Below are 16,842 nucleotides of genomic sequence, written 5' to 3'. Positions count from 1 at the left end.
CGAGGGCGTCGTGACAGACTGGCGGGGTGCTGCGCTGGTTGACTGCTGGGGAATCCCATGGCCCGGCGCTCGTGGCGATCCTGGAGGGCGTGCCCGCCGGGGTGGAGCTCACGAGCGCGTCCGTGGCGGCTGAGCTGGCCCGTCGACGCCTCGGCTACGGCCGCGGCGCCCGGATGAGCTTCGAGCAGGACGTCGTCGAGTTCATCGGCGGCCTCCGGCACGGGCGCACGCTCGGCAGCCCGGTGGCGATCCAGGTCGGCAACAGCGAGTGGCCCAAGTGGGAGACGGTCATGGCCGCCGACCCGGTGGACCCGGGCATGCTGGCCGCCCAGGCCCGCAACGCCCCGCTGACCCGGCCCCGGCCCGGCCACGCCGACCTGGCGGGCATGCAGAAGTACGGGCACACGGACGCCCGCCCGATCCTCGAGCGCGCCAGCGCCCGCGAGACCGCCGCCCGCGTCGCCGTGGGCACCGTCGCCAAGGCCATGCTGCGCCAGGCCCTCGGCATCGAGATCGTCTCGCACGTCATCGAGCTCGGCTCGGTCGCCGCGAAGGCGGGCCTGCTGCCGACCCCCGACGACTTCGAGCGCATCGACGCCGATCCGCTGCGCTGCCTCGACCCGGAGGCGAGCGCGCGGATGGTCGAGGAGGTCGACGCGGCCAAGAAGGACGCCGACACGCTGGGCGGGATCGTGGAGGTCCTGGCGTACGGCGTGCCCCCGGGCCTGGGCAGCCACGTGCAGTGGGACCGCAAGCTCGACGCTCGGCTGGCCACCGCCCTGATGTCGATCCAGGCCATCAAGGGCGTGGAGATCGGCGACGCCTTCACCCAGGCGCGCTCCCGCGGCTCCGTGGCCCACGACGAGATCATCAACACCCCCGAGGGCGTCCGCCGCGTCACCGACCGCGCCGGCGGCCTGGAGGGCGGCATCACCACCGGCGAGCCCCTGCGCGTCCGGGCGGCGATGAAGCCGATCTCCTCGCTCAACCGGGCCCTGCAGACCGTCGACGTCGCCACCGGCGAGCCGGCCACGGCCATCAACCAGCGCTCGGACGTCTGTGCGGTCCCGGCCGCCGCGGTGGTGGCGGAGGCGATGGTCGCCCTGGTCCTGGCCGAGGCGGCGCTGGAGAAGTTCGGCGGGGACTCGGTGCCGGAGATCCGCCGCAACCTCGCCGGCTACCTCGACAACCTGGTGATCCGATGAGCCCTCGCGCGGTGCTCGTGGGCGCCCCCGGCGCTGGCAAGTCCACCGTCGGCGGCCTGCTCGCCGAACGCCTCGGCGTCGAGTTCCGCGACGTCGACGCCGACATCGAGGCGAGCGCCGGCAAGCCGATCCCGGAGATCTTCTTCGACGAGGGCGAGGAGCACTTCCGGGCCCTGGAGCGCGCCGCGATCGCCACGGCGCTGCGGGAGTTCGACGGCGTGCTGGCCCTCGGCGGCGGCGCGGTCCTGTCCGAGGAGACGCGCAAGGCCCTGGTCGGCCACACCGTGGTGTACCTGTCGGTCGAGTTCGCCGACGCGGTGTCCCGGGTCGGCCTCGGGGCGGGGCGCCCGCTGCTGGCGATCAACCCGCGGGCGACCCTCAAGCACCTGCTCGACCAGCGCCGCCCGCTCTACGAGGAGGTGGCGAGCGTGACCGTGGTGACGGACGGCCGCACGCCGGAGGAGATCGCCGAGTACCTGGCGGGGCAGGTATGAAATTCGTCGACGTTTCCGGATATTCCGTACAAATCGGGCGAGGGGCGAGCGCGGACGTCGCCGACCTCGTCAAGGGTGCGAACCAGGTCGCGGTGATCTTCGCCGGCCCGGTCCGCGAGCACGCGGCCCGGATCGAGGCGGCCCTGACCGCGGGCGGCGCCCGGGTGCTGCCCATCGAGGTCCCCGACGCCGAGGCCGGCAAGGACATCGCCGTCGCCGCCCGCTGCTGGGACGCCCTCGGCGAGGCCGCATTCACCCGCTCCGACGCCGTGGTCGGCGTCGGCGGCGGCGCGGTGACCGACCTGGCCGGCTTCGTGGCCGCGTGCTGGCTGCGGGGCGTGCGCCTGGTGACCGTGCCGACGAGCCTGCTGGGCATGGTCGACGCCGCGGTGGGCGGCAAGACGGGCGTGAACACCGCCGCGGGCAAGAACCTGGTCGGCGCCTTCTACCCGCCGGTCGGCGTCCTGTGCGACCTGGCCGCCCTGGACACCCTGTCCCCGGACGACCTGCTCGCCGGCCTGGCCGAGGTCGTCAAGTGCGGCTTCATCGCCGACCCGGCCATCCTGGACCTCATCGAGGCCGACCCCGCCGCGGCCCTGGACCCGGCGGGCGCGGTGCTGGCAGAGTTGGTCGAGCGCTCGGTGGCGGTGAAGGCGCGGGTCGTCTCCGAGGACCTGCGCGAGAGCGGCCTGCGCGAGATCCTCAACTACGGCCACACACTGGGCCACGCGATCGAGCGGCGCGAGCAGTACCGCTGGAAGCACGGCCACGCCATCAGCGTCGGCCTGGTCTACGCCGCCGAACTGGGCCGCCTGTCCGGCCGCCTGGACGACGTGACCGCAGACCGCCACCGCGCGATCCTGCAGCGTCTGGGCCTCCCGGTCGCGTATCCGGCCGACGCCTGGCCGGACCTGCACGCGGCGATGCGCGTGGACAAGAAGGCCCGCGGCGCGATGCTGCGCTTCGTGGTCCTCGACGGCCTGGCCGCCCCCGGCACGCTGGAGGGCCCACCGGACGGACTGCTCCAGCAGGCCTACCGCACGGTGGCCCGCTAAGAACCGGACAAATCCCGAAAAGTCCGGCGAGCCACTGGCTGGCCGGACTTTCTCGTCGGTGGGAGCGAGTGCGCCATGGGGCGCCCGGCGAAGAGGCGCAGGCTGCTCGCCTCGGCCGACACGCAGCCGCACGACCTTGACCCGCCCGGGCGGGGGCTCGTCGCCGTCGGCCCTGGCGGGCGCCGTCTGGAGGGCGGCGAAGTCGGCGCGATTCGTCGGCGCCGCGCTGCTCCTGCTGCTCCTGCTCGCCTCCCACGGGCGCGCCGCCGCCCAGGGGGTGCCCGCATCTCGTGCACCCCCGCGGCGACGGAGTTCACGACGGCGGCCGGCGCGCCTGCGAGGGGTGGATTGCGGGCATGGCTGCGATCGCCGACGGCCGCATCTTGTGCACCCTTGGGCGGCGACGGAGTTCACGACGGCGGCCGGCGCGCCTGCGAGGGGTGGATTGCGGGCATGGCTGCGATCGCCGACGGCCGCATCTTGTGCACCCCCTGGGCGGCGACGGAGTTCACGACGGCGGCCGGCGCGCCTGCGAGGAGTGGACTGCGGGCATGACCGCGATCGCCGACGGACGCGGCTCGTCCAGCGCCCGTCGTCGCGGAACGAGCGTTCGGCCGGGGTGACCTGCTCGCCGCTGAGGCTGAGCCCGCCGGATGCGGATCCCGGCCTGGTGCCGCACCCGCGCCGCCGAGATCCTTGCGCGGCGCGGAGCCGGAACAGGAACGCCGAGGCCTACCGCTTCCGCCCCGCATACGCCGCTCCGGTTGCCGCGCACCCGCGTCGCGGCGGGTCCGAGCGCCAAGACGCCGACGCAGCGGGTTGCCTGGGAACGTGGCGGATTGGTGTGCTGGGGTGCGGCCGGCTATGACGGGGCTGGCGCTGGCGCTGGAGCTGAGGTCGGGGCTGGGGTCAGGGTCGGGACCGGGGGGCGCATCCGCAGGTAGAGCAGGCCGGCGACCGTGCCCACCGACGCCGCGACCACCGCCGCCGGGTAGCCCGGCGCTCCCGTGGGCAGCAGGAACAGCGACAGCCCCACCGAACCCCACACCGCCGGCGACGGGACCCGGCGCAGGCCCGCCGCCAGGGGGACGAAGGCCCACAGCAGGTACCAAGGGTGCACGACGGGGCCGAGCAGGATGATCGAGCTCAGCGCCAGGCCCAGCCCCGCGACCGGGTTCGGCGCGCGCAGCAGGGCCCAGCCGGCCAGCAGGCAGCCGGCCACCGCCACCGTCGTGCGGATGATCTGCATCGGCTCCGGCCAGCCCACCGCGCCCAGCAGCATGCCCAGGTCGGTGCTGAACGACAGGCCGTTGCGCACCGAGGTCGGGGTGCGCATCGCGCCGATCCAGCCCGTGCCGAGGCCGGACGCGAGTTGCAGGCCCAGGGCCGAGGTGGCCGCCGCCAGGCCGGTGCGCAGCCAGGCACGCGGGCAGAGGACCAGGACCGTGAGCAGGGCCAGGGCGGCTGGGGCCTTGATCAGGGCGGCCGCGCTGATGAGGGCCGCGCCGATCGCCGGGTGGCGGCGGACCGCGGCGTAGATGCCCGCGGTCATCAGGCCGACCATCAGGGCGTCGTTGTGCATGCCGGCGACGAGGTGCAGCAGGAGCAGCGGGTTCAGGGCGCCGAACCACAGGGCCCGCTGGACGGGCACGCCGAAGCGCGCCGCGATGCCGGGCAGGCACAGCACGATGAGGGCCACGCCGATCAGGGCGATCGCGCGGAAGGCGAGGACGCCGACGACCACATGGTTACTGGTGATGTTGACCACGGCGGCGGCGCCGCGCAGGAACAGCGGGCCGTAGGGGGCCGGGGTGTTCTGCCAGATCGCGGGGACGTCGGCGGCGAAGCGGCCGCCGAGCAGGGACGGGCCGAACTTGTACGCGTCGAGCCCCTCGTGCACCATCGCGCCCTGGGCGAGGTAGCTGTACACGTCCTGGCTGAACATCGGCGGCACGAGCACCAGCGGCGCCGCCCAGCACAGGAACGTGCGGACCAGGTCGGACGGGCGCTGCTCGTCCAGTGTGCCGCGCAGCCGCAGCCAGGCACCGCACAGCAGCGCCAGGCCGACATACGTGCACGCGATCGCCACGAGTGGGAGGGAGCGCAGCTCGCGGATCACCGGCCAGTGAGCGAACGGGTCGCGCTCGGGATCGGGAAGCGCCCCGGCGGCCATCCCGCCCACCGCGATCGCGACGGAACCGGCAAGGCCCAGGGTACGGTTGAGGAGGTCCGGTCTTCCCACCCCGGCACGCTGGCAGAGTCAGGTGTCTCGATGGATACGGCAAGATGAACACGGACCCCACGGCCCGGTACACTGCTTCGGGCCATTTCTGCTTTCCCGGTACACTTCTCCGGGCCTTTTCCCGCCAACCGTCGGGACCAACTCTTCCCGGTCTGCGGGCCGGCCGCGACGAAAGCGACGTTAAATCACATGGCATCCACGAACGACCTGAAGAACGGCCTGGTGCTCAACCTCGACGGCGACCTGTGGACCGTCGTTGAGTTCCAGCATGTCAAGCCGGGCAAGGGCGGCGCGTTCGTGCGGACCACCCTCAAGAACGTGCTCTCCGGCAAGGTGGTCGACCGCACGTTCAACGCCGGGACCAAGGTCGACACCGCCACGGTCGACAAGCGCACGATGCAGTACCTCTACGCCGACGGCGAGGACTACGTGTTCATGGACCTGGACACGTATGACCAGATCACGGTCCCCGGCGGCACGGTCGGCGAGGCGAGCAAGTTCATGCTCCCCGAGGCCGAGGTGATCGTGGCCACGCACGAGGACGCCCCGCTCTACGTCGAGCTGCCGACCTCGGTGATCCTCGAGGTCACCTACACCGAGCCGGGCCTGCAGGGCGACCGCTCGACCGGCGGCACCAAGCCGGCCACGGTGGAGACCGGCGCCACGGTCAACGTTCCGCTGTTCATCTCGACCGGCGAGAAGATCAAGGTCGACACCCGCGACAGCCGTTACCTGGGCCGGGCGTGACCAACTCCGCTTCCGGAAGCTCATTCCTGGGCGGGGACGTCACCGCCCAGATGACGGCGCGGCGCAAGGCGCGCAAGCGGGCCCTGGACGTGCTCTACCAGGCCGACCTGCGCGGGGAGCCGCGCGGGTCGGTGCTGGCCGCCTACGTGGCCAACCTGGAGGAGCCCCGCCCCGGCTACCTGCCGTACACGGTCCGCCTGGTCGAGGGCGTCGAGGACCACGCGGCGCGCATCGACGAGCTGCTGTCGAGCTACGCCGAGGGCTGGACGCTGGAGCGGATGCCGGTGGTGGACCGCAACCTGGCCCGCATCGCCGTCTACGAGCTGCTGTACAACGACGAGATCGACAACCCGGTGGCGATCACCGAGGCGGTGGAGCTGGCCGAGACGCTGTCCACCGACGACTCGCCGCGCTTCCTCAACGGCATCCTCGGCCGCATCGCCGACTACGCGACCTGATCCGAAGCCTCGCCCGAGAACGTGAAAGGGGCCACGCCGGCGGGCGCGGCCCCTTTTCAAGAACCCGATCAGCTCTGGAACAGGCTCCGCGGGTCGGTGACCAGCACGCCGTGCTCGTTGAGCTTCTCGACCAGGCCCGACGGCGAGGCGTCGTAGACGATCGCCAGGGCGCGCAGGTCGTCGGCCCGGATCGACAGCACGCGGCCGTTGTAGTCGCCGCGCTGCTGCTGGATGGCGCGGGCGTAACGGGCGACGTAGGCGAGGTCCTCGGCGCCGGCGTCGTAGAGCCGCTCCAGGTCGAGGACGATCTTGTTGGTGGGCTCGTGGCGCACGCCACTGCCTTCGGGCAGCAGCTCGGCGACGGGCACGCGGTAGAACTCGGCCAGCTCGGCCAGGCGAGAAACGGTGACGGCACGGTCGCCACGCTCATACGACCCGACGACGACGGCCTTCCAGCGCCCGGCCGACTTCTCCTCGACACCCTGCAGAGACAGCCCCTGCTGCTGTCGGATGGAACGCAGGCGAGCACCAAGAGACTTGGCGTACTCAGACGGCATACGGACACTCCCAGTCACTGGCCTGAGGGGTTTCCCCAGCGATCGCTACGGAGCGTGACCGTAACTGGCTCACGACGCGCGGTCAAGTGGTCGAGACCCTTCCGTTGCCCTGGTCAGGACGGTTGTTAGGGTAGTCGGCGTTCGACGTCCTTTAACGACCCGTCCGGTGAGGCGGGGAAGGAGGTCCGGTTTTGTCGTCCCCGACAACCGGCACTGAGCTGGGCAAAACCATCCTAACGGCGGCGGATTTCGCCCGTGTGGTGGACCGGATTGCCCACCAGATCCTGGAAAAGACGTCCGGCGCGGCCGAAACGGTGCTGCTGGGCGTACCTACGCGCGGTGTGCCTCTGGCCCGCCGCCTGGCCGCCCGGATCGCGGCTTTCGAGGGATTCGACGTCCCGGTGGGTGTGTTGGACATCACGCTCTATCGGGACGATCTGCGCCTGCAGAAGACCCGTGCCGTGGGTCACACCGAGATTCCTCCCGGCGGCCTCGACGGGCGCCGGGTCATCCTCGTCGACGACGTGCTGTTCTCCGGCCGGACCGTGCGGGCCGCGCTGGACGCGCTCAAGGACCTGGGCCGGCCGCGCGCCGTCCAGCTGGCCGTCCTGGTCGACCGGGGCCACCGCGAGCTGCCGATCCGGGCCGACTACGTGGGCAAGAACATCCCGACCTCGATCGACGAGAGCGTGCGGGTGCTGACGGCCGAGATCGACGGCGAGGACGCGGTCCGGATCAAGAGCAGAGGATCGAGCGGAAAGGGGGAGCGGGCGTGATCAAGCACCTGCTCAGCGTGGCCGACCTCGACGCGCCCACCGCCACCCTGGTGCTCGACACCGCCGGGGAGATGGCGAGCCTCGCCGCACGCGAGGTCAAGAAGCTGCCGACCCTTCGCGGCCGGACCGTCGTCAACCTCTTCTACGAGGACTCGACCCGCACGCGGATCTCGTTCGAGGCCGCCGCCAAGCGTCTGTCCGCCGACGTCATCAACTTCTCGGCGAAGGGCTCCAGCGTCTCCAAGGGTGAAAGTCTCAAGGACACGGCGCTCACCCTGCAGGCGATGGGGGCCGACGCCGTCGTCATCCGGCACCCGGCCAGCGGCGCCCCGCACCGGCTCGCCAACTGGGTCGACGGCAGCGTGGTCAACGCCGGCGACGGCACCCACGAGCACCCGACGCAGGCGCTGCTGGACGCGTACACCATGCGCAGCCGCCTGGGCCGCCTCGCCGGGCTCAACGTGACGATCGTCGGCGACGTGCTGCACTCGCGGGTCGCCCGCTCCAACGTGCAGCTGCTGCACACGCTCGGGGCGAAGGTGACGCTCGTCGCGCCGCCGACCCTGCTGCCGGTCGGCGTCGAGGCGTGGCCGGCCGACACCTGCTACGACCTCGACGCGGTGGTTCCCGGCACCGACGTGGTGATGATGCTGCGGGTCCAGCGGGAGCGGATGAACCAGGCGTACTTCCCCTCCGAGCGCGAGTACTCCCGGCGCTACGGCTTCGACGTCCCGCGCATGCGCCGCCTGCCCCAGCACGCGATCGTCATGCACCCCGGCCCGATGAACCGCGGCATGGAGATCGCCCCCGAGGTGGCCGACTCCGCCCGCTCCACGATCGTCGAACAGGTCGCCAACGGCGTCTCCGTGCGCATGGCGGTCCTCTACCTGCTGCTGGGAGGCAAGCCGTGAGCGAGCAGCAAGCAGCGAGCCGGCCGGCCCCGCAGTTCGTGAGCGAGGAGCGAGCTTGCGAGCCCCGCAGTCCACGACCAGGAGGAACATTGTGATCATCTCCAACACCCAGCTCGGCGAGATCACGGTCGAGGACGGGATCATCGTGCGGATCGACCCGGACAAGACCGGTGAGAAGATCGCGCTGCCGGGCCTGGTCGACCTGCACACCCACCTGCGCGAGCCGGGCCGCGAGGACGCCGAGACCGTCGAGTCCGGCTCCCGCGCGGCGGCCCTGGGCGGCTACACGGCGGTGTGCGCGATGGCCAACACCTCGCCGGTCGCCGACACCGCCGGCGTGGTCGAGCAGGTGTGGCGGCTCGGGCGCGAGGCCGGCCTGGTCGACGTGCAGCCGATCGGCGCCGTCACGGTCGGCCTGGCCGGGGAGCAGCTGGCCGAGCTCGGCGCGATGGCCGACTCCGCGGCCCGGGTCCGGGTCTTCTCCGACGACGGGCACTGCGTGCACGACCCGCGGCTCATGCGGCGGGCGCTGGAGTACGTCAAGGCCTTCGACGGGGTCATCGCCCAGCACGCCGAGGAGCCGCGGCTGACCACCGGCGCGCAGATGAACGAGGGCGAGGTCGCCGCCCGGCTGGGCCTGACCGGCTGGCCGGCCGTGGCCGAGGAGGCGATCATCGCCCGTGACGCGCTGCTGGCCGGGCACGTCGGCGCGCGCCTGCACATCTGCCACGTCTCCACCGCCGGCAGCGTCGAGCTGATCCGCTGGGCCAAGTCCAAGGGCTGGCGGGTCACCGCCGAGGTCACCCCGCACCACCTGCTGCTCACCGAGGACCGCGCCACGCAGTACGACCCCGTCTTCAAGGTCAACCCGCCGCTGCGCACCGAGGCCGACGTGCTGGCCCTGCGCGAGGGGCTGCTCGACGGCACCATCGACTGCGTCGCCACCGACCACGCCCCGCACAGCGTGGAGGACAAGGAGTGCGAGTGGGCGTACGCCCGGCCCGGCATGCTCGGGCTGGAGACCGCCCTCGCGATCGTGGTGGCGACCATGGGCCCGAAGTGGGACCGCATCGCCGAGTGGATGTCCGCCGCGCCGGCCCGCATCGCCGGGCTTGCCGGTCACGGCACCCCGCTGGCGGTGGGGCAGCCGGCCAACATCGCGATCCTCGACCCGAACGTGCGCTGGAACGTCGACCCCACGGCGCTGGCCAGCCGCTCGCGGAACACCCCCTACGCCGGAATGGAACTGCGCGGCCGCATCGAGGCGACCTACCTGCGCGGCGAGCCGACGGTGCTGAACGGAAAGGCGACACGGTGAGGCGCAGAGAGGCCCTGCTAGTCCTCGAGGACGGACGCACCTTCCGGGGTGAGGCCTTCGGCGGCGTCGGCGAGACGTTCGGCGAGGCGGTCTTCAACACCGGCATGACGGGCTACCAGGAGACGCTCACCGACCCGTCCTACCACCGCCAGGTCGTCGTGCAGACCGCCCCGCAGATCGGCAACACCGGCATCAACGGCGAGGACGACGAGTCCGACCGCATCTGGGTCGCCGGCTACGTGGTGCGCGACCCGTCCCGCGCCTACTCCAACTGGCGCGCCGAGCGCAGCCTGCAGGAGCGGCTCGAGGCCGAGAACGTCGTCGGGATCAGCGGCATCGACACCCGCGCGCTGACCCGGCACCTGCGCGAGCGGGGCGCTATGCGGGTCGGGGTCTCCAGCGTCGAGACCGACCACGAGGCGCTGCTGGAGCGCGTCCGGCAGCAGCCGCAGATGCTCGGCGCCGACCTGTCGGCGCAGGTGAGCACGGCGCAGCAGTACACCGTACCGGCCCAGGGCGAGCACCGGCTCACGGTCGCGGCGATCGACCTCGGCATCAAGCGCAACGTCCCGCGCCGGCTCGCCGCCCGCGGGGTCACCACCCATGTGCTGCCCGCCTCGGCGACGCTCGCGGACATCAAGGCCCTGGGCGCCGACGCCGTGTTCTTCTCGCCCGGCCCGGGCGACCCGGCCACGGCCGACGGCCCGGTGAACCTGGCGAAGGCCGTCATGTCGCAGCAGATCCCGCTGTTCGGGATCTGCTTCGGCAGCCAGATCCTCGGCCGCGCGCTCGGGTTCGGCACCTACAAGCTGGGGTACGGGCACCGCGGCATCAACCAGCCGGTGCTCGACCGGAGCACCGGCAAGGTCGAGGTGACCAGCCACAACCACGGCTTCGCGGTCGACGCGCCCCTGCAGGGGCGGGTCCAGACCGAGTTCGGCGCCGTCGAGGTGAGCCACGTCTGCCTCAACGACAACGTGGTCGAGGGGCTGCGCTGCCTCGACGTGCCGGCCTTCACCGTGCAGTACCACCCGGAGGCAGCAGCGGGGCCGCACGACGCGGATTACCTGTTCGATCGATTCGCGGAGCTGATGCAGAGCAATGCCTAAGCGCACCGACCTCCGGCACGTCCTCGTCATCGGCTCCGGCCCGATCGTCATCGGCCAGGCCTGCGAGTTCGACTACTCCGGCACCCAGGCCTGCCGCGTGCTGCGGGCCGAGGGCCTGCGGGTCAGCCTGGTCAACAGTAACCCGGCGACCATCATGACCGATCCCGAGTTCGCCGACGCGACCTACGTCGAGCCGATCACGCCCGAGTTCGTCGAGCAGGTCATCGCCAAGGAGCGCCCCGACGCGCTGCTGGCCACGCTCGGCGGGCAGACGGCGCTCAACACCGCCGTCGCGCTGCACGAGGCCGGGGTCCTGGAGAAGTACGGCGTGGAGCTCATCGGCGCCGACATCGACGCCATCCGCCGCGGCGAGGACCGGCAGCTGTTCAAGGACATCGTCGCCCGCGCCGGCGGCGAGACCCCGCGCTCGCGGGTCTGCCACTCCATGGAGGAGGTGCACGCGACCGTCGCCGAGCTCGGCCTGCCGGTCGTCATTCGCCCCTCGTTCACCATGGGCGGCCTCGGCTCCGGCATGGCGCACACGCCCGAGGACCTGCAGCGCCTCGCCGGCGGCGGCCTGGCCGCGTCCCCGGTGCACGAGGTGCTCATCGAGGAGAGCGTGCTGGGCTGGAAGGAGTACGAGCTCGAGCTCATGCGCGACAAGCACGACAACGTCGTCGTCGTGTGCTCGATCGAGAACGTCGACGCGATGGGCGTGCACACCGGCGACTCGGTGACCGTGGCGCCGGCGATGACGCTCACCGACGTGGAGTACCAGCGGCTGCGCGACCTCGGCATCGCCGTGCTGCGCGAGGTCGGGGTCGACACCGGCGGCTGCAACATCCAGTTCGCCGTGCACCCGGGCACCGGCCGGCTCGTCGTCATCGAGATGAACCCGCGGGTGTCGCGCTCCAGCGCCCTGGCCTCGAAGGCGACCGGCTTCCCGATCGCCAAGATCGCCGCGAAGCTCGCCATCGGCTACACCCTCGACGAGATCCCCAACGACATCACCCTCAAGACGCCGGCCGCCTTCGAGCCGTCGCTGGACTACGTGGTGGTGAAGATCCCGCGGTTCGCGTTCGAGAAGTTCCCCGGCGCCGACGCGGAGCTGACCACCACGATGAAGTCGGTGGGGGAGGCGATGTCGCTGGGCCGGACCTTCGCCGAGGCGCTCGGCAAGGCCATGCGCTCGATGGAGACCAAAGCAGCGGGCTTCTGGACCATTCCCGACGCATCGCTGCTGTCGGATCTGCGCATCCCGCACGACGGCCGCCTCTACACCGCGGAGCTGGCCCTGCGGCAGGGGCACACGGTTGCCGAGGTCGCCGAGGCGTCCGGGTTCGACCCGTGGTTCGTCGACCAGCTCGCCGCGCTCGTCGAACTGCGCGCGGAGATCATCGAAGCCGCGGTGCTCGACGCGCCGCTGCTGCGCCGCGCCAAGCGTGCGGGGCTGTCCGACCGGCAGGTCGCCGCGCTGCGGCCCGAGTTCGCCGGCGAGGACGGCGTGCGCTCGCTGCGCCACCGGCTGAGGCTGCGGCCGGTGTACAAGACCGTGGACACGTGCGCGGCGGAGTTCGCCGCCGGCACGCCGTACCACTACAGCACCTACGAGGACGAGACCGAGGTCATCCCGTCCGACCGGCCGAAGGTGATCATCCTCGGCTCCGGCCCGAACCGCATCGGCCAGGGCATCGAGTTCGACTACTCGTGCGTGCACGCGGTCATGGCACTGCGGGCCAAGGGCTTCGAGACCGTGATGGTCAACTGCAACCCCGAGACCGTCTCCACGGACTACGACACCGCCGACCGGCTGTACTTCGAGCCGCTGACCTTCGAGGACGTCCTCGAGGTCGTGCACGCCGAGGACAGCTCCGGCCGGGCGGCGGGCGGCCCGGGCGTCGTCGGCGTCATCGTGCAGCTGGGCGGGCAGACCCCGCTCGGCCTCGCCGAGCGCCTGGAGGCGGCCGGGGTGCCGATCGTCGGCACGTCGCCGGCCGCCATCGACCTCGCCGAGGACCGCGGCCTGTTCGGCAAGCTGCTCACCGAGGCCGGGCTGCGCTCCCCGGCGCACGGCACCGCGACCACGTTCCCGGAGGCGAAGCTCATCGCCGACGAGATCGGCTACCCGGTGCTGGTGCGCCCCTCCTACGTCCTCGGCGGTCGCGGCATGGAGATCGTCTACGACGAGCCGACCCTGCGCGACTACATCGGCCGGGCCACCGAGATCTCGCCCGCGCACCCGGTGCTCGTCGACCGCTTCCTCGACGACGCCATCGAGATCGACGTGGACGCGCTGTGCGACGCGACCGGGGAGGTGTACCTCGGCGGCGTGATGGAGCACATCGAGGAGGCCGGCATCCACTCCGGCGACTCCTCCTGCGCGCTGCCGCCGATCACCCTCGCCGCCGTGCACCTGGCCGAGGTGCGCCGCTACACGGTCGCCATCGCGCGCGGGATCGGGGTGCGGGGGCTGCTCAACGTGCAGTACGCGCTCAAGGACGACGTGCTGTACGTGCTGGAGGCCAACCCGCGTGCCTCGCGCACGGTGCCGTTCGTGTCCAAGGCGACCGCGGTACCGCTGGCCAAGGCGGCCGCCCGCATCGCGCTCGGCGCCACCATCGCCGAGCTGCGCGCCGAGGGGCTGCTGCCGGCCGAGGGCGACGGCGGTTCGCTGCCCGGGCACGCGCCGATCGCGGTCAAGGAGGCGGTGCTGCCCTTCAAGCGGTTCCGCACCATCGAGGGCAAGGGCGTGGACAACCTGCTCGGCCCGGAGATGAAGTCGACCGGTGAGGTCATGGGCATCGACCCGTCGTTCGGGCACGCCTTCGCCAAGTCGCAGGCGGCCGCGTACGGCTCGCTGCCCACCTCGGGCACGGTCCTGGTCACCGTGGCCAACCGGGACAAGCGCGGGATCGTGTTCCCGGTCAAGCGCCTGGCCGACCTCGGCTTCGCGATCGTGGCGACCGCCGGCACCGGCGAGGTGCTGCGCCGCTACGGCGTCGCGTGCGAGATCGTGCCCAAGCACTTCGAGGAGGGCGGCGGGCGCAACGCCGTCTCGCTCATCGCGGGCGGCGAGGTCGACCTCGTGATCAACACACCGCAGGGGTCGTCGGGGCGGCAGGACGGGTACGAGATCCGCAGCGCCGCGGTGGTCGCGGACATCCCGTGCATCACGACCCTGCCCGGCGCGGCGGCCGCGGTGATGGGTGTGGAGGCCCTCATCCGCGGCGAGATGTCGGTCCGGCCGCTGCAGGAGCTGCATGCGGCCCTGCGGGAGGCGCGGTGAGCCTCTACACGCGGGTGGTCCGCCCGGTGCTGTTCCGGCTCGGCGGCGGCGACGCCGAGTCGGTGCACGAGCGGACCCTGCGGATGCTGGCGCGTGTGCCCCGGGCTCGGGTGCCCTACAGCCCGCCCGGGGCGCGCCGGAGCGTGTTCGGGGTCGACTTCCCCAACCCGGTCGGGCTCGCCGCCGGCATGGACAAGGACGGCCGGGCGCTGGGCGCCTGGCCCCGCCTGGGCTTCGGCTTCGTCGAGGTCGGCACGGTCACCCGGCACGCCCAGCCGGGCAACGACCGGCCGCGGCTGTTCCGCCTGCCCCAGCACGAGGCGATCGTCAACCGGATGGGGTTCAACAACGCCGGCGCCGAGGCGCTGGCGGCGCGGTTGCGCGCGTTCGGGCCGCTGCCGGTGCCCCTGGGCATCAGCCTGGGCAAGTCGAAGGTGACCCCGCTGACCGGGGCCGTCGAGGACTACGTGCACAGTTTCCGGCAGCTGTACTCCCTGGGCTCCTACTTCGCGATCAACGTCAGCTCGCCCAACACCCCCGGCCTGCGCGAACTGCAGGACAAGGCGCACCTGTCGGCGCTGCTGGGCGCCCTGCGCGCCGAGGCCCAGGCGCTCGGCGGCCCCGTGCCGATCCTGGTGAAGGTCGCGCCGGACCTCACCGACGCCGCCCTGGGCGACCTGCTCGACGTCTGCCTCGGGCTGGGCGTGGCCGGGCTCATCGCGACCAACACGACCGTGGAGCGGCCCGGCGTCAGCACCCCCGAGGCGGGCGGGCTCAGCGGGCGGCCGCTCGCGCCGCGGGCCCTGGAGGTCGTGCGGTTCGTGACCAAGGAGAGCGGCCTGCCCGTCATCGGCGTCGGCGGGATCACCCGGCCGGAGGACGCCCAGCGGATGCTCGAGGCCGGCGCCTCCCTCGTGCAGGTTTACACCGGACTGATCTACCACGGCCCCTCGCTCGTGCGCGGGGCCGTGGCGGCGACGAGGAGCATGACGTGACCGAACCGTTCGGGGCCCGCCTGCGGGCCGCCATGGACGCGCTGGGGCCCCTGTGCGTGGGGATCGACCCTCACCCCTCCCTCCTGGCCGCCTGGGGCCTCTCCGACGATGTCAAGGGCCTGGAAGCGTTCGGCCGGACGGTGGGGGAGGCCCTGGCCGGACGGGTCGCGGCGCTCAAGCCCCAGTCCGCCTTTTTTGAGCGTTTCGGCTCCAGGGGCATAGCTTGCCTCGAGTCGGTTATCCGACAGTTGAGCGGCTCCGGCACGCTGGTGATTCTCGACGTGAAGCGCGGCGACATCGGCTCCACGGCCGCCGCCTACGCCGACGCGTACCTCGATCCGTCCTCGCCGCTGTGCGCCGACGCGGTCACCGTCAGTCCCTACCTCGGCTTCGGATCGCTGCGCCCGATCATCGACAAGGCCCGGGGCAACGGGCTCGGCGCGTTCGTCCTGGCGCTCACCTCCAACCCCGAGGGCGCGGCCGTCCAGCGGGCCGTCGCGGCCGACGGGCGGACCGTCGCGCAGACCATCATCGACGAGATTTCGCAGGTCAACGCGGGTATCAGCCCGATGGGTGACATTGGCGCCGTGGTCGGCGCGACCGTCGGGCCGACCGGCCACGCGCTGACCAGCCTCAATGGACCGATCCTCGCGCCGGGCCTCGGCGCGCAGGGCGGGCGGGCCGAGGACCTGCGCGCCGTGTTCGGCGACGCGCTCGGTCTCGTCCTGCCGTCGTGGTCCCGCGAGGTCCTCTCGGCCGGCCCGGATCCGGCCGCTCTACGGGCCGCCGCGGACCGGGCGCGTGATTCCTGTGCGTCCGCAATTGCGATCACTGCGTGATCATCAAATTTTCACAAGGCGTCGATCTTGTCTTCCGACGTTGCCGAAATGGCTTCTGACCGCTAGTTTTCCCGGCGCTAGACCATCAACACTTTTTTCAAGGGACCTGAGGAGACCTGGTGCCGCTCCCGTCACTGAGCCCGGAACAGCGCGCGGCCGCTTTGGAAAAGGCGGCTGAGATCCGCAAGGCTCGCGCTGAGCTGAAGGAGCAACTCAAGCAGGGCAAGACGACGCTTGCCGCCGTAATCGACCGTGCGGAGTCCGACGACGTCGTCGGCAAGCTCAAGGTCTCGGCCGTTCTCCAGGCGATGCCCGGCATCGGCAAGATCCGCGCAACGCAGATCATGGAGAAGCTGAAGATCGCCGAGAGCCGCCGCCTGCGCGGCCTGGGTGACCAGCAGCGCAAGGCCCTGCTCGGGGAGTTCGCCGGCGGCAAGTGACGCCCCGGCGGTCCCCCGGACCGGTATAACGACCCCGACGCGCCCGGACCTCACGGTCCGGGCGCGTCGGTGTTCTTGCAGCTTGGTGTAAGGTTGTTCAGTTCGTGAGCTGTCCATTGGGAAGTGTTGAGGTTTTATCCGTGGCCGGAACCGTGGCAGACCCGCAGGGGATCACCAACCCGCCGATCGACGAGCTGCTTGAGAAGACGACGTCGAAGTATGCCCTGGTGATTTTCGCGGCGAAGCGTGCCCGCCAGGTCAATGCCTACTACAGCCAGCTGGGTGAGGGGCTGCTCGAGTACGTGGGGCCGCTCGTGGAGACCACGCCGCAGGAGAAGCCGCTCTCCATCGCCCTGCGCGAGATCAACAGCGGGCTGCTGACCGCCGAGCGCATCGAAGAGACGCCCTGA

The 16,842-nt window shown here is 71.9% G+C and carries 16 protein-coding genes; 14 read left to right on the top strand and 2 right to left on the bottom strand.

Annotation, left to right across the window (positions count from 1 at the left end):
* Window positions 1–26 precede the first annotated feature (26 nt).
* Genes aroC through aroB form a run of 3 tightly spaced genes read left to right on the top strand, consistent with a single transcriptional unit; the run spans window position 27 to window position 2,754 of the window.
* A complete protein-coding gene (gene aroC / locus ACQPY0_RS45455) occupies window positions 27–1,205 on the top strand; it encodes a chorismate synthase (RefSeq protein WP_432975509.1) in 1,179 nt (392 codons plus the stop codon).
* The gene (locus ACQPY0_RS45450; RefSeq protein ID WP_432975506.1) at window positions 1,202–1,699 is read left to right on the top strand and encodes a shikimate kinase; all 498 of its coding nucleotides are present in this window, start codon (window positions 1,202–1,204) and stop codon (window positions 1,697–1,699) included. The genes aroC and ACQPY0_RS45450 overlap by 4 nt, the downstream gene beginning before the upstream one ends.
* Window positions 1,696–2,754 carry a 3-dehydroquinate synthase gene (gene aroB, locus ACQPY0_RS45445; RefSeq protein ID WP_432975503.1) on the top strand — a complete coding sequence of 353 codons (1,059 nt, stop codon included), beginning with the start codon at window positions 1,696–1,698 and terminating at the stop codon, window positions 2,752–2,754. The genes ACQPY0_RS45450 and aroB overlap by 4 nt, the downstream gene beginning before the upstream one ends.
* Before the next feature lie 862 nt (window positions 2,755–3,616).
* Here aroB and mptB read toward each other — a convergent pair.
* Entirely contained in the window at window positions 3,617–4,996 is a 1,380-nt protein-coding gene (gene mptB, locus ACQPY0_RS45440; protein ID WP_432975500.1) for a polyprenol phosphomannose-dependent alpha 1,6 mannosyltransferase MptB, read from the bottom strand.
* Between the two features lie 189 nt (window positions 4,997–5,185).
* On the opposite strand from mptB, the gene efp reads away from it, so the two are divergent.
* Together efp and nusB are read left to right on the top strand one after the other, a co-directional pair.
* Window positions 5,186–5,743, top strand: coding sequence for an elongation factor P (gene efp / locus ACQPY0_RS45435; protein ID WP_432975497.1), 558 nt, complete (start codon window positions 5,186–5,188; stop codon window positions 5,741–5,743).
* A gap of 50 nt (window positions 5,744–5,793) precedes the next feature.
* Window positions 5,794–6,201 (top strand): transcription antitermination factor NusB, encoded by a 408-nt coding sequence (nusB, locus tag ACQPY0_RS45430; RefSeq protein ID WP_432995635.1) that lies wholly within the window; start codon window positions 5,794–5,796, stop codon window positions 6,199–6,201.
* A gap of 68 nt (window positions 6,202–6,269) precedes the next feature.
* Here the strand turns inward: nusB and bldD are convergent, their stop codons facing one another.
* Complete coding sequence (gene bldD / locus ACQPY0_RS45425; RefSeq protein WP_432975494.1) at window positions 6,270–6,758, bottom strand: transcriptional regulator BldD; 489 nt, start codon at window positions 6,756–6,758, stop codon at window positions 6,270–6,272.
* A 191-nt stretch (window positions 6,759–6,949) separates the two neighbouring features.
* Here bldD and pyrR point away from each other — a divergent pair, with 191 nt between their 5' ends.
* The 9 genes from pyrR to rpoZ all read left to right on the top strand — a co-directional run bounded on the left by pyrR (window position 6,950) and on the right by rpoZ (window position 16,842).
* On the top strand, window positions 6,950–7,534 hold the full coding sequence (pyrR, locus tag ACQPY0_RS45420; protein WP_432975491.1) for a bifunctional pyr operon transcriptional regulator/uracil phosphoribosyltransferase PyrR: 585 nt from the start codon (window positions 6,950–6,952) through the stop codon (window positions 7,532–7,534).
* Window positions 7,531–8,445, top strand: a complete 915-nt coding sequence (locus ACQPY0_RS45415) for an aspartate carbamoyltransferase catalytic subunit (protein WP_432975488.1) — start codon at window positions 7,531–7,533, stop codon at window positions 8,443–8,445. The genes pyrR and ACQPY0_RS45415 overlap by 4 nt, the downstream gene beginning before the upstream one ends.
* A 121-nt stretch (window positions 8,446–8,566) precedes the next feature.
* Window positions 8,567–9,763, top strand: coding sequence for a dihydroorotase (locus tag ACQPY0_RS45410; RefSeq protein ID WP_432995633.1), 1,197 nt, complete (start codon window positions 8,567–8,569; stop codon window positions 9,761–9,763).
* Complete coding sequence (gene carA, locus ACQPY0_RS45405) at window positions 9,760–10,872, top strand: glutamine-hydrolyzing carbamoyl-phosphate synthase small subunit (RefSeq protein WP_432975485.1); 1,113 nt, start codon at window positions 9,760–9,762, stop codon at window positions 10,870–10,872. Before ACQPY0_RS45410 ends, carA begins: the two co-directional genes overlap by 4 nt.
* Window positions 10,865–14,158, top strand: a complete 3,294-nt coding sequence (gene carB / locus ACQPY0_RS45400; protein WP_432975482.1) for a carbamoyl-phosphate synthase large subunit — start codon at window positions 10,865–10,867, stop codon at window positions 14,156–14,158. Before carA ends, carB begins: the two co-directional genes overlap by 8 nt.
* Entirely contained in the window at window positions 14,155–15,153 is a 999-nt protein-coding gene (locus tag ACQPY0_RS45395) for a quinone-dependent dihydroorotate dehydrogenase (protein WP_432975479.1), read from the top strand. The genes carB and ACQPY0_RS45395 overlap by 4 nt, the downstream gene beginning before the upstream one ends.
* Before the next feature lie 32 nt (window positions 15,154–15,185).
* Window positions 15,186–15,992 (top strand): orotidine-5'-phosphate decarboxylase, encoded by an 807-nt coding sequence (pyrF, locus tag ACQPY0_RS45390; RefSeq protein ID WP_432995631.1) that lies wholly within the window; start codon window positions 15,186–15,188, stop codon window positions 15,990–15,992.
* A gap of 119 nt (window positions 15,993–16,111) precedes the next feature.
* Entirely contained in the window at window positions 16,112–16,432 is a 321-nt protein-coding gene (gene mihF / locus ACQPY0_RS45385) for an integration host factor, actinobacterial type (protein ID WP_190253177.1), read from the top strand.
* 140 nt (window positions 16,433–16,572) lie between these two features.
* Window positions 16,573–16,842: a DNA-directed RNA polymerase subunit omega gene (gene rpoZ / locus ACQPY0_RS45380; protein WP_344616982.1), complete on the top strand. Its 270-nt coding sequence runs from the start codon at window positions 16,573–16,575 to the stop codon at window positions 16,840–16,842.

Origin of the sequence: Dactylosporangium sp. CA-233914, assembly GCF_050942935.1 — a bacterium.
Classification (GTDB): domain Bacteria; phylum Actinomycetota; class Actinomycetes; order Mycobacteriales; family Micromonosporaceae; genus Dactylosporangium.
The sequence above is the reverse complement of the archived record's forward strand: the minus strand, read 5'-3'. Positions and strand labels throughout refer to the sequence as shown.